Source organism: Corynebacterium sp. 5QC2CO (assembly GCF_024580435.1).
GTDB lineage: Bacteria > Actinomycetota > Actinomycetes > Mycobacteriales > Mycobacteriaceae > Corynebacterium > Corynebacterium jeikeium_D.
Map to the genome: position 1 here is coordinate 64,775 of NZ_JANIKI010000004.1, position 12,718 is coordinate 77,492.

Annotated in this window: 12 protein-coding genes; 4 read left to right on the forward strand and 8 right to left on the reverse strand. The window is 60.4% G+C overall.

Features of this window, described 5'->3' with window-relative positions; all coding sequences use genetic code 11:
• Nucleotides 1–32 precede the first annotated feature (32 nt).
• The 5 genes from NQ014_RS05070 to mshA all read right to left on the reverse strand — a co-directional run bounded on the left by NQ014_RS05070 (nt 33) and on the right by mshA (nt 4,795).
• Nucleotides 33–728 (reverse strand): response regulator transcription factor, encoded by a 696-nt coding sequence (locus NQ014_RS05070; protein WP_016421979.1) that lies wholly within the window; start codon nt 726–728, stop codon nt 33–35.
• A 3-nt stretch (nt 729–731) separates the two neighbouring features.
• Nucleotides 732–2,039: an ATP-binding protein gene (locus NQ014_RS05075; RefSeq protein ID WP_257074037.1), complete on the reverse strand. Its 1,308-nt coding sequence runs from the start codon at nt 2,037–2,039 to the stop codon at nt 732–734.
• Nucleotides 2,040–2,170: 131 nt separating this feature from the next.
• Nucleotides 2,171–2,917 carry a phosphoglyceromutase gene (locus tag NQ014_RS05080; protein ID WP_016421977.1) on the reverse strand — a complete coding sequence of 249 codons (747 nt, stop codon included), beginning with the start codon at nt 2,915–2,917 and terminating at the stop codon, nt 2,171–2,173.
• Between the two features lie 70 nt (nt 2,918–2,987).
• Nucleotides 2,988–3,473: a YbjN domain-containing protein gene (locus NQ014_RS05085; RefSeq protein WP_257074038.1), complete on the reverse strand. Its 486-nt coding sequence runs from the start codon at nt 3,471–3,473 to the stop codon at nt 2,988–2,990.
• A gap of 59 nt (nt 3,474–3,532) precedes the next feature.
• Nucleotides 3,533–4,795, reverse strand: a complete 1,263-nt coding sequence (gene mshA / locus NQ014_RS05090) for a D-inositol-3-phosphate glycosyltransferase (RefSeq protein ID WP_257074152.1) — start codon at nt 4,793–4,795, stop codon at nt 3,533–3,535.
• 259 nt (nt 4,796–5,054) lie between these two features.
• Here mshA and NQ014_RS05095 point away from each other — a divergent pair, with 259 nt between their 5' ends.
• Nucleotides 5,055–6,890 (forward strand): long-chain-fatty-acid--CoA ligase, encoded by a 1,836-nt coding sequence (locus NQ014_RS05095; RefSeq protein WP_257074040.1) that lies wholly within the window; start codon nt 5,055–5,057, stop codon nt 6,888–6,890.
• Nucleotides 6,891–7,196: 306 nt separating this feature from the next.
• On the opposite strand, the gene NQ014_RS05100 is transcribed toward NQ014_RS05095, so the two are convergent.
• Nucleotides 7,197–8,372, reverse strand: a complete 1,176-nt coding sequence (locus NQ014_RS05100) for a UDP-N-acetylmuramate dehydrogenase (RefSeq protein WP_257074153.1) — start codon at nt 8,370–8,372, stop codon at nt 7,197–7,199.
• Between the two features lie 85 nt (nt 8,373–8,457).
• Between NQ014_RS05100 and NQ014_RS05105 the strand changes: the two genes are divergently transcribed.
• From NQ014_RS05105 to purU, 3 genes are all read left to right on the forward strand, one after another.
• Nucleotides 8,458–8,955 carry a DUF2505 domain-containing protein gene (locus tag NQ014_RS05105; RefSeq protein WP_048732343.1) on the forward strand — a complete coding sequence of 166 codons (498 nt, stop codon included), beginning with the start codon at nt 8,458–8,460 and terminating at the stop codon, nt 8,953–8,955.
• A gap of 98 nt (nt 8,956–9,053) precedes the next feature.
• Complete coding sequence (locus NQ014_RS05110) at nt 9,054–9,824, forward strand: DUF2993 domain-containing protein (protein WP_257074042.1); 771 nt, start codon at nt 9,054–9,056, stop codon at nt 9,822–9,824.
• 17 nt (nt 9,825–9,841) lie between these two features.
• Nucleotides 9,842–10,747: a formyltetrahydrofolate deformylase gene (gene purU, locus NQ014_RS05115; protein WP_016421970.1), complete on the forward strand. Its 906-nt coding sequence runs from the start codon at nt 9,842–9,844 to the stop codon at nt 10,745–10,747.
• 165 nt (nt 10,748–10,912) lie between these two features.
• Here purU and NQ014_RS05120 read toward each other — a convergent pair whose 3' ends face one another.
• Both NQ014_RS05120 and NQ014_RS05125 read right to left on the reverse strand, forming a co-directional pair.
• Entirely contained in the window at nt 10,913–11,269 is a 357-nt protein-coding gene (locus tag NQ014_RS05120) for a DUF2516 family protein (protein ID WP_016421969.1), read from the reverse strand.
• 79 nt (nt 11,270–11,348) lie between these two features.
• Nucleotides 11,349–12,698 carry a DUF445 domain-containing protein gene (locus tag NQ014_RS05125; protein WP_070549781.1) on the reverse strand — a complete coding sequence of 450 codons (1,350 nt, stop codon included), beginning with the start codon at nt 12,696–12,698 and terminating at the stop codon, nt 11,349–11,351.
• Between the last annotated feature and the right edge of the window lie 20 nt (nt 12,699–12,718).

The window sequence follows — 12,718 nt, forward strand, 5'->3', positions numbered from 1 at the left end:
CCGGCGGAGATTGTCGGCAGCAGTCTGATGAGCTAGTCCTCGAACTTGTAACCCAAGCCGCGAACGGTGACCAGGAACTCCGGCGAGGAAGGATTGCGCTCAATCTTGGAGCGCAGGCGCTTGATGTGTACGTCCAGCGTCTTGGTGTCGCCGACGTAGTCGGAGCCCCAGACGCGGTCGATGAGCTGGCCGCGGGTTAGCACACGACCACGGTTGCGCAGCAAGTACTCCAGCAGGTCGAACTCCTTGAGCGGCATTGCGACATCATCACCGTCAACGGTGACTACGTGACGCTCGACGTCCAGCACGACTGGGCCGCCGCGCAAGACCTCCTCGTAGATATCCTCGACATCGTCGGAGTCGTCGTGACGACCGCGGCGCAGCACAGCCCGGATACGTGCAATAAGCTCCCGGGAGGAATACGGCTTGGTCACATAGTCATCCGCACCAATTTCGAGGCCGACGACCTTGTCAATCTCAGTGTCACGGGCGGTGACCATAATCACTGGGACAGAGGACTTTAAGCGGATGTTTTTGCAGACCTCGGTGCCACTCATACCTGGCAGCATGAGGTCCAGCAGCACAATGTCCGGTTCTGCCTTGGAGAATTCTGCAAGTGCTTCCTGGCCGTCAGCGGCCATCCGCACCTCGAATCCTTCGCGCTGCAGCAGAAACGCAAGCGGCTCCGCCAAAGCCGTCTCGTCTTCGACAATAAGTACCTCAGTCACGGATTACTTCATTCCTTCCTTGGAATCCTTGTTCTGGGAATCCTTATCCTTGCCACGGGTTTTGCCCGTACCTCGCTGCGCGTTTTTCTTAGCCGCAATTTTACCCGCAGGCGGGGTGTGGCCGATTGGCAAACGTGCAGATACATCGCCATCATTCGACGTGGAACCGTTCTTTTCCATCAGCGGGAGCTCAATGGTAAAGGTCGATCCTGTGCCCAGCCGACTCCACAGCTTGACGGTTCCCTTGTGATTCGCTGCGACGTGCTTAACAATTGCCAAGCCCAGACCGGTACCGCCTGTCGCCCGCGAGCGTGCCTTATCCGCACGGAAGAAGCGCTCGAAGATACGCTTCTGGTTCACCTGGGAAATGCCGATACCGCGGTCAGTGACGCGGATAGCGACGGTGTCGTTATCCTCCTTGACCGCAGTCACGGATACAGGCGTGGCTTCTGGCGAGTAGTTGATCGCGTTCGAAATCAGGTTGGACACCGCCGTGATCAGCAGGCTGCGTTCACCTTCAACAACCAAATCCGGCTCACAGTCAACGGTGATTTCAATATCAGCCTGCTCCGAGAGCATCTGGTTACGACGCACGGCTCCCTGGACAATCTCTTCAACCTTCACGGGAGACATGTCCGGCAGCGGCTCTGCCCCCTGCAGTTTCGACAGCGAGATGAGCTCCGTAATCATGGTCGACATCCGCTTGGACTCCTGCGTCAGGCTCTCACTAAAGTGACGCACGGCAACCGGGTCGTCGGTAGCTTCATTCAGCGCCTCGACCAAGAGGCTGATGGCCCCCACCGGAGTCTTGAGCTCGTGGGAAACGTTAGCCACAAAGTCACGTCGCGCGGCCTCCATACGGGCCTGTTCGGAGACATCCGCCGCATAAATCACCACAAAACGGTCGTCCACCAGCGACAACGGAGTTAGCTGACAGCGGACAATTGTGTCCGGCGCCCCCGCCCGGCGCGACGGCAGCACCAGCGTTAGCTCCTGGTCCTCCTGCGAGTCAAAGACCTTGAGCGCAGCTTCCCAGCCCACGTCATTGAGGCGGCGCTCATAGACCAGCCCCAACTTGTGCGCCATGGAGTTCGACAAAATCAAATCACGCGAGATGTCAACGACCACCACACCCGTCGGAGACTTCTGAATGGCCAGATGCATGACCTGCGCCATGGTGGTTATTGAACTTTCCTCGTCGCTCTTCTGACGCCGAGCGGCGTTATAGGCACCCGAGACAACTCCACCAAGAATCAGCACAGCTGCCATAACCGCAGCACCTAATAGAGCGGCGATAATGATTTTTGACACGGGTCTTACCCTAAGCTCTTTTCACAGTCGGCGCGCGCTGAAAAATCATTGCGCTAGCTAGCTCTAAATAGACCAAGGAGCACAGCCCCACTTGGCTGCGCCCCTTATCGGCCTATCAAACACCTACATATTTACTTGTTGCCCTGAGCGGCAACAGCAGCAGCACCTGCAGCTGCAGCTTCCGGATCCAGGTAGGTGCCACCCGGGTTCAAAACCTTGCCCTCAGCATCAAAGTCGTAAACCAGCGGGATACCGGTCGGGATGTTCAGAGCGGCAATGTCCTCGTCCGAGATGTTGTCCAGGTGCTTGACCAGTGCACGCAGGGAGTTACCGTGAGCTGCCACCATGACAGTCTCACCGGCCTTCAGACGCGGCAGGATTTCCTCTTCAAAGTAAGGAATGAAACGCTTGACGACGTCCAGGAGGCACTCCGTGCGCGGAACCTCATCCAGGTTGGCGTAACGCGGGTCATTAGCCTGCGAGAACTCGCTGTCATCCGACAGCTCCGGCGGCGGAGTGTCGTAGGAGCGACGCCAGGACATGAACTGGTCCTCGCCGTACTTCTCCTTGGTCTCTGCCTTGTTCAGACCCTGCAGAGCACCGTAGTGGCGCTCGTTCAGACGCCAGTCACGGATAACCGGAATCCACAACAGGTCAGCGGTATCCAGGGCAATGTGTGCGGTGTTAATTGCGCGACGCAGCAGCGACGTGTAGAGAACCTGCGGCTTCAGGCCTGCCTCTACGAGCATCTCACCGGCACGTACTGCCTCAGCGCGGCCCTTGTCGGTCAGTGCAACGTCGACCCAGCCCGTGAACTGGTTGGATGCGTTCCACTCACTCTGGCCATGACGGACAAGAATCAGTTTTCCATTGCTCATACCCCCAATTGTGCCCCAAAACTGGAAAGCCCGCCGTTAGTTGCCCCGCTATGTGGGTTGCTACCCCCGGCTACTCAACCATGTGGCGGAACTGCTCCAGATTGGCCAGGTTTTCCCCACGGTCAACCCGCCACTCCCACTCGCGCTTGATTGCCGATGCAAAGCCGCGTTCGAGGATCTGGTTGAAGTCCCCATCTGCCGTCTCCAGCAGCTGCCCGAGGAGGAGGTCGAGGTCATCGTCGGAAAGCTCAGCGGGCAGTTGACCGACCAGGTAGATGTCGCCGGCGGCGTCGATGGTGTAACCGATGCCGAACAGACGACGGTTGCGCTGCAGCAACCACTTGTAGACGGCCTCGTGGTTTTCTTCGACCGCGCGACAGACGAAGGCTTCGACGCGCAGGGAGTCCGGCGCCGGGATGAGGCCGACGACGGTCTTGAGCTTCTTCTTACCAGGCAGGACCACCACGGCGGCATTGTCCGCAATACCATGCTCGACACCGAGGCGTTCCAGCTGCTCACCGAGGGATTTCAGCTGTACTTGGATGTCCGTGCTCATCGTGAATCATCTCCCTGCTTTTGTGGCTACGGCCCCGGCGATATTGAAGCTAACGAAACCTACCGGGAGCCGCCCGCATCCCGGATAGAGCCGGGACAATTTTCCTTTTGAAGTTCGGTTCGATGATAGACATCGGCCAACCGATCCACGGTCTTTTGCCAGGAAAACTCCAGGGAGTGCTCGCGTGCCTGGGTGGCCAATTTAATGCGCAGCTCGTCGTCCCCCACCAGGCGACCGAGGGCATCGGCCCAGGCTGCGGGCTCGTGACCGTCGACAAGCAAACCGCTGACCCCATCGTCGACAGCGATGGAGAGCCCGCCGACATTCGCCGCGACAACGGGAGTGCCGGTGGCCTGAGCCTCCATCGCCACCAACCCGAAAGTTTCGTTGTAACTGGGTACGGCGACAATATCGGCGGCCTGGTAGAGCTTCGCCAGGTCCTGCGGCGGGCGCGGGGGCATGAACCGGACTAGGTGATCGATCCCCTCTTCTGCGGCGAGATTGGTGAATTCGTCGGGCGCATGCAGCCCAGAACCGGAGAGGCCACCGCAGATAATCACTCGGACATTAGTGGCGGGATGGCGACGCATGAGCTCGCCAACACCGCGCAGCAATACCTGCGGACCCTTCAGCCGCTGCAGCCTACCGACGAACAAAATGACCTTAGTGTGCAACGGGATGCCCAGCTCACGACGGGACCGCTCGGTGGCACGATCGCTGCCCGGCGAAAAGAGCTCCACGTCCACCCCGGGCGGCACGACATTGATGCGCCACGGGTCGGCATCGTGGAGATCCGCGAGCTGCTTAGCCTCGGCATCTGTATTGACAATGAGCCGGCACGCATTGTCCACAATCTGCTGCTCACAGATACGACGCGACTCCGGCTCCGGCGTATCTCCCTCCGCCAGATGGAGATTCTTCACTGCCGCCAGCGTGTGCGCCGTGTGCACAAACGGAATGTCAAGCAAATCCGACAGCAGCCACCCCACCTGGCCAGAGAGCCAGTAGTGCGAATGGATCAGGTCGTATTCAATCCCCTGTTTGCGGGCGAATTCAATGACCCCACCGGCAAAGGCCGGCATCTGCGTAGCCAGGTCTGACTTCTCCAGCCCCTCATATGGGCCAGCCACGATGTTGATGACGCGGAAGTTCTCACTGACCTGAATCACCGGTCCATCACTGGAACGCGTGGCGCGGGTGAAAACGTCCACTTTCACACCGCGTCGTGCCAGCTCCTCGCAGGTGCGCAGCACGTAGACATTCATGCCACCAGCGTCACCGATGCCCGGTTGTTCCAGCGGAGAGGTATGCATGGAGATCATCGCGATGCGGTTCGGCCACGCCGGGGTGTTAGAGGTGGCTGCGTCTGCGCCCGCCGTTGCCGCCGGAAATGTTTCGCTCATGCTGCCCAGAGTGCCTACGCCAGGGGCAACCCCGCAAATGAGTACCTCAAATACGTGTATCGGAATTCCGGCATCGCAGTGCGACGTACGGCACAATAGAGGTCGATACCTACTACGTCGTAAGTTATTATCACCTCACGACATAGTCAGGTGCTAAACAAAAACCTAGGAGGACCCCATGGCCGATACATCCAGCTCACACGCTGCAAATGACTCCGCCCCAGCTCACGGTTCCACACCCAACGCTGCGGTTTCCAAAGCCTGGCTGAACCTGTATCCGGAGTGGACCCCACCCCACATCGACTACAACTTCGACACCCTCCTAGACGTCTACCGCCACACTCTGAGCAACCACCCGCGCCGCAAGGCATTGACCTTCTTCGGTCGCTCCACCTCCTATGCCGAGCTAGATGTCAAGGTTCGCAGCGTTGCCGCCGGCCTGCGCGCACTCGGTGTACGCAAAGGCGATCGCGTGGCGCTGCTCATGCCGAACTGCCCGCAGCACGTCATCGCCTACTGGGCAGTTCTGCACCTCGGCGCTGTTGCCGTAGAGCACAACCCCCTCTACACCGCCCACGAACTGCGCCACCCGTTCAACGACCACGGCGCCCGCTTTGCCATCTGCTGGGACAAGATCGTCCCCGTACTTGAAGACCTTCGCAACAACACCCCGCTCGAGACCATCATCGCAGTCAACATGCTGCAGGACCTGCCGTTTGTCATGCGCACCGCCCTGTCGATCCCGCTGCCGAAACTCCGCGCCGCCCGCGCTAAGCTGCACTCCTCCGCACCGCAGGTCATGGGTTTTGACGCTTTGCTTCACGACGCCGTCGGCGGAGATGGCCACGACCTCCAGGCCGATGAATCCATCACTGCCGATGACACTGCAGTGATGATGTACACCTCTGGCACCACGGGCTCGCCAAAGGGCGCGCAGCTGAGCCACCGCGGGCTGGTCGCCAACATTCTGCAGGGCAAGGCCTGGGTGCCGGGCCTCGGCAAGGAGCGGGAAATCTCCCTCGGCGTTCTGCCGATGTTCCATGCCTACGGCCTGACCATTGTCACCAACTTGTCCATGCTGATTGGCGCTGAACTGGTGCTGGTGCCGGCACCGGAGATTCCGCTGATTATGAAGGTGATGAAGAACAACCGCCCGACATGGGTGCCTGGTGTGCCGACTCTCTACGAGAAGATTGTCGAAGCAGCCGAGCGCGATAATGTCGACCTCTCTGGCGTGAAGTTCGCTTTCTGCGGTGCTGCTACCCTGCCGGTTTCCCTCGTGCAGAAGTGGGAGAAGCTCACTGGCGGTCGCCTCGTCGAGGGCTACGGCCTCACCGAAACCTCGCCGATTATCGTCGGCAACCCGATGGACGGTAACCGCCGCCCCGGCTACGTTGGCCTGCCATTCCCGGACACCGAGGTCGCCATCGTTGACCCCGAAGATCCCACCAAGCTCCGCGCTGACGGCGAGGAGGGCGAGGTCATCGTCCGAGGCCCACAGGTTTTCGCCGGTTATCTCAACCTCCCGGAGGCAACGGAGAAGTCCTTCACCGATGGGCCTGCTGAGCTTCCCGCTGGCGATTGTTGGTACCGCACCGGCGATGTCGGAGTCATGGAGTCGGACGGCTTCATCAAGCTGGTTGCCCGCATCAAGGAGGTCATCATCACCGGTGGCTTCAATGTCTACCCGGCCGAAGTCGAGGAAGTACTGCTCTCCCACCCGGACATCACCGATGCCACGGTCGTCGGCCTGCCAAAGAGCGACGGTTCCGAGATGGTCGTGGCCGCCATTACCCTTGCTGACTACGCCCGACTGGATTCCGACGCCTACCGCGACCACTGCTACGACAACCTGACCCGGTACAAGGTGCCGCGCGCATTCTTCCACCTCGAGGAACTACCTCGCGACCAGATGGGCAAGGTCCGCCGCCGCGATGTCCGCGACGTGCTGCTCACACAGCTGGAGCAGAAGGGCCAGAGCGTCGATTCGCTTTACCACCGCAAGCACCATTAGTTCACGGTGGTTTTGTAGTTGGGATTGGGGGCCTGGGTAGGCCTGGCTCCTATCCCCTTAAGGCGGATCCCCCGGCTCCCCCCCCCGGACTTGGTGACTAGGTTTATGACAAAAAACTGCGGGTGAATGTCATTCATGTGTCATAAACTTAGTCACTTTCTCTATCCCTACCCTTGAGAGAAGGCCCGGGAGCGCAAGCTGAGGACTACCCAGCGGTTCTGTCAGCCCCAGCGGCTCCGCCAGCCCCATCAGTCACGCCAGCCTCTCCAGCCCGCCCCCACTGGCCATCAGCCACCCGCCGCGGACCTAATCGATGCTCACGCCGACCCACACCGGCTCGGGCACCAGGGTCACACCGAAGGCCTTTTCCACACCAGCACGCACATCGCGTGCCAAAGCCACCAAGTCGGCGGCGGTCGTAGGCGTACCATCGCCAGACTCCCCGCGGTTGGTCAAAGCAAGAGTGTGCTTAGTCGACAGTCGTGCGGGCGCACCGTCACCGGGGTAGCCCTTGGGGAATCCGGCGCGCTCGATAAGCCACGCCGCCGAGAGCTTCACAGCCCCCTCGTGGCCGGGGCCAGCGGGGAATGCGGGCATATTCGCGGCTTCATCGGCCCCCCGCAGCGCGGCAACCTTTGCACGCACGGCCTCCACCGAGCTCTCCGGAATGATTGGGTTGGTAAAGAAAGAACCCGCCGACCAGGTATCGCGGTCAGCATCTTCGAGCACCATACCCTTGCCCCGGCGCAGCTCAAGCACCTTTTCGCGCACCAGCTCAGCCGGCCTGCGAATCTCGCCAGCCGCAGCCTCGGCCTCGTCGACGCCCAGGCGCCGCGCCAGTTCGCCATAGCGAAGTGGCGCGGACATCCCATCCACGCTGAGCTCGAACCGCACGGCCAGCACCACTGCCCGTGCGGTGAACTTCAAGTTCGAGTAGCGGTAGGAAAGGTCGAGAGACTCCGGTTCCACCCACTCGACCGAGCCGGTTGCGCGGTCGTAAAGCTGCACCGCGTCCAGGACCTGCGACACCTCCGCGCCGTATGCACCAACGTTCTGCACCGGTGTGGCTCCGGCCGATCCCGGAATACCCGACAGGCATTCGAGGCCACCAAAACCTGCGTCAACGCTCATCTCGACGACCTCGTCCCAGACCGCACCGGCCTCGGCCTCCAAGATTGCCGACACGGACTCTAGCCCGTGTCCGCGAGTGCTCATGGTCACGTTGTCGGCCTCGATCACTACAGCCACCAGCGGCTCGAGGTCATCGGCTACCACCAGGTTGGATCCGCCTCCCACGATGAGGAGGGGCACGTTAGCGTCGTCAAGCGCGCGTACAACATCGACCACAGCGTCCGTCGTGCTACACCGGACGACGGCACGCGGCACCCCGCCGAGGCGGAGCGTCGTCAAATCCGCGAAAGCGGTATGCGTGCTGAGCTCCACCCCCTCTAGCCCCGCAAGCCCATCGATGGCTTCTTCCATGTCGGAGGTCAGGTGAATTGGGTTCGGCGATTGGTCGAGATTTTCCACGCCCCTAGCGTAGTGCAAATTACGTATCATCAAGCGCATGACTACGACTAACACGCACACCGTCAACTTCGACCAGCCGATTGAGAAGGTTTACGAGGCCCTCACCGACGCCGGTTTCTGGGAGAAGGTCGCAAACCGTTTCTCGGCAGCTGACGGCAAGGTGGAAAAGTTCGAGACCACCGACGCTGGCACCACCGTCGTGATTCGCCAGACCGTCTCTGCTGACAAGATTCCGGCGCAGGCGCAGAAGTTCGTTAAGTCCGGGGTCGGCATGACGCGCACGTTCGTCATCAGCCCGCTTAACGACGACGGCGCGACCTCCACCGTGACCACAGAAGCTTCGGGCGTACCGGCGTCCTTCAGTGCGTCCCAGAAGCTCACCGCCCAGGGTGAAGGTTCAGTGCTGACCACCAACTCCGAGTTCGCCATCAACGTGCCGCTGCTCGGTGGCAAGCTCGAAGAGAAGGCAGCTCCGTACCTGGAGCGCGTCCTCAACGCTGAGACCGCTGTGCTGGCGGACTACGTCGCTAAGTAGGTTGCGCAGCGGGAGCACTCCGGGGCGGCACCGGGGGCGGACACCGGAGCGAAGAAAGGTGGTAGCGGCGGAGCCGTCGTTAAGCAAGACTGGGAACCATGAGTTCTGCTAAACGCTCGTCGAGCGTCAAAGTCCTGCCCACCGTCCTCGGTGTCATCATCGTGGTGGCACTCATTGCGATCGCCGGCGAAATCGGCGTCCGGATGTTCGTGAGCAAGGAGATTTCCGACAGCTACCGCACCTCCGCCGAGGAGCGTGGTGCGACAGTCACTGAAGACCCCAAGGTTTCTTTCGGCACCCGCCCGATGCTGCTCGCCTTGGCCACCAAGTCCGTGCCCTCGATGGATCTGTCCACTCCGAACACGCTGGAGGTCAAGAACCCGGAAGCGCTGGGTGGCGCACCGGAGATCAACGGTGACCCGGCAGCGGAAGTGCACCTGGAAAACGTGGATCTGAGCAATCGTGCGGATCCGACGGCAGAGTCGCTGCGAGTAGATGTCACGATCCCACCTCAGCTGCTGCAGGCGCTGATTAACCGGGAAAGCGGTGTTCGCGCTTCCACGATCACGCCGCTGCCGGACGAAGGCCTGTTCAACATTGAATTCGCCTCCGGATTTGCGACCTCCAAGTTCCGCCCGATTGCTAACGGCGGTCACATCGAAATCAACCTGGAGGGCGGCTCAATCCTCGGCTTAAACCTCGATGGCCTGGCCGGCTGGCTGGGAGAGGCGAGCGGTACGCTGTTGAGCTACGACATCGGCCACGGCCTGCAGGTGGAGGAAGCGCACGTCACCGGGGAGGGCCTGGCGTTGACGCTGACGGGCGCAAATCTGCCTTTGTCGACCGTGAGCGAACTTACCTTTAGCTAGCAGGTAAGATACCGAGAATGACTCGCTCTCTCATCACCGCAAATAGCGGTACTCCCACCGAGCGCCAGTACATCTTCTCGCTCGGCTGTCCAGACCGTACCGGTATCGTTTCCACCCTGTCGACCTTCCTGTCCGACATTGGTGCGTGGATTACCGAGGCGGACTTCTTCTCCGACCCGGAGACCGGATGGTTTTTCACTCGCCAGGCGGTCCGCGCCGACGCTCTCGACCTGACGGTAGAAGAGCTGCGCGAGAAGTTCGCTGAGCTCGTCGGTGATTGGGGACCTGAGGTCCGCTGGAAGGTCACCGACAACGCTGTCCCGAAGCGCGCTGTCATCCTGGTGACCAAGGAAGGTCACTGCCTGCAGGATCTGCTCGGCCGCGTCGCACAGTCCGACTATCCGATGGAAATCGCTGCAGTAATTGGTAACCACCGCGATCTGGAGCCACTGGTCGCAGCGTATGACATTCCCTTCCACCACGTGCCCTTCCCCAAGGATGCCGTCGGAAAGCGTAAGGCATTCGATGAGGTCGCCGAGATTGTCGATGCCGAAAACCCGGATGCCATCGTGCTCGCACGTTTCATGCAGATTCTGCCGCCGGATCTGTGCGAAAAGTGGGAAGGCCGCGCGATCAATATCCACCACAGCTTCCTGCCGTCGTTCATGGGCGCGCGCCCGTACCTGCAGGCTTATCGACGTGGTGTGAAGCTCATCGGTGCCACCTGCCACTACGCCACTGAGGACCTCGACGACGGCCCGATTATTGAGCAGGACGTCATGCGTGTCTCCCACAAGTACACCGCTGCGGACATGCAGCGTGAGGGTCGCGATGCGGAGAAGCAGGTCCTCGCCCGCGGTTTGCGCTGGCACCTGGAGGACCGTGTGCAGGTCTACGGCAACCGCACCGTGGTGTTCCAGTAGGTTACCGTGGTGTTCCAGTAGGTTTTCGGGGAGCCAGACCTATCCCTATCCCCTCCCCCAGAAAGAAAGTGTCTGGGTTTATGACAAAATAACCGGGTTTTTCACCCAGAAACTGTCATAAACCCAGACACTTTCTCAGTTGTGCGGGCTAGCACCCGCCCGGGACTAATACCCGCCCTGTGCGTTCGACAAAATGTCCTTGATCTGTGGGCGGACATCCAGCCAGTAAATACCCGTGATGACTAGTCCGGCAATCAGCGGGATGCCCAGCATTGCCCAGCCCAGCCACGGCAGGAGCAGGAAGATAGCCGAACCGACCAGCATGCCGGCCCAGACGTTGCGGCTCTTGCGGTCTGCAGCGTCAAAGGCATCCGCGCGGGTGGTGATGACAAGCACCGCACCGATTAGCGCCAAGATGCCGATGACAAACGGAATGGCGAACTGAAACAGGACGTCCACATAGACAGAAATTGCCATCAGCGGCGAATCCGCAAGACTGGGCAAAGATGGTAACAGGCGCACCGGGGGAACAACTCCTTTAACAGGGATGCATTGCTTTTTACATGCTAACGCACGCGGTCTGATGTGCTGGGTTGTGCTGCTAAATAGCCCCAAACACCAAGGTCGACAGGGTGTAAATAGCCAAACCGGCCAGTGATCCGACAACCGTGCCGTTAACGCGAATGAACTGCAGATCGCGACCGACCATCAGTTCAATCTTGTCGGAAGCCTCATCGGCGTCCCAACGCTCGACGGTCTCGGAAATGATCGAGGTAATCTCGCCCGCGTAGTTCTCAGCGATGAAGACGACAGCCGCTTCCAGACGGCGGTCCATTCGTTTGCGCAACTCAGGATCGGACTGGATCCGCTCGCCGTAGCGGGCGGCCGTTTCCGAGACCTTCCGACGGAGCAGGGAGTCCGGGTCGCGGGCAGCGTCGACAAGCTTTGCGGATGTCGATGCCCAAATCTTCGCCGGTGCCTGTGTGACGGCGGCGGACGAAAGAATGTCAGTCTTAATCTCTTCGACCTTGGCGATGGTCTTCTCGTCGTTCTGCAAATCAACGGCGAGCTGCGTGAGGAAGCGGTGGAGCGCCAAGCGCGCGTCGTGCTTAGGGTCATGCTGCACCTGCCAGGTCCAATCAACCAGCTCGCGATAGACCTTGTCGCCGATGAGATCGTTGACAAAGCTCGGTGCCCAGGAGGGGGCGCGCTCTCCGACGAGTCGGTCGATAAGATTCTGCGAGCCCAGCGACTTCCGGTGCAGCCACTCAGCCATCTGCTGGACAATAGGCTCGGTGCGCCCTTCTTCGATCAGCTGCTCGAGAACCTTACCCGCTGGTGGCCCCCACTCCGGGGCTGCAACTTCGTCGATGACTGCTGACTTCAGCACTGCGGCGGCATCGTCAGGATTAATCGCCTCCAGCACATTTCCGGTGAACTTACCGACCTCTGCGGACACTTTGTCGGCGTTTCCCGGCGCTACCAGCCATTCGCCGATACGCTCAGGAATCTCGGCCTTACGCACCTTGTCCACAATCAAAGCGGGGTTCAGGAAGTTATCACCGACGAACTGCGCCAGGGACTCACCGACCTGGTCCTTCTTGCGGCGGACGATAGCGGTGTGTGGGATAGGAATGCCGAGCGGGTGGCGGAACAGAGCTACGACTGCGAACCAATCGGCGAGGGCACCGACCATGCCTGCCTCAGAAGCAGCGCGAACGTAGCCCACCCACGCGGGCACAACTTCGCCTGCGGATAAGTGTGAAGACTCAATACCGCGGCATGTGAAATACACAGCGGTTGCGATGACCAGCAGCATCGTAGCGAAGGCCTTGGCCTTACGCAGTTGCGCACGTTTTTCCGCCTCAACCTCTGGTGATGGCCCGGGAACTTCGAGACGGTCCGAGACCGTATCTACAGCTGCCGGGAGCTTAGCGGGGTTGTTATCCATGTGTATAGATTAGGCGCCGA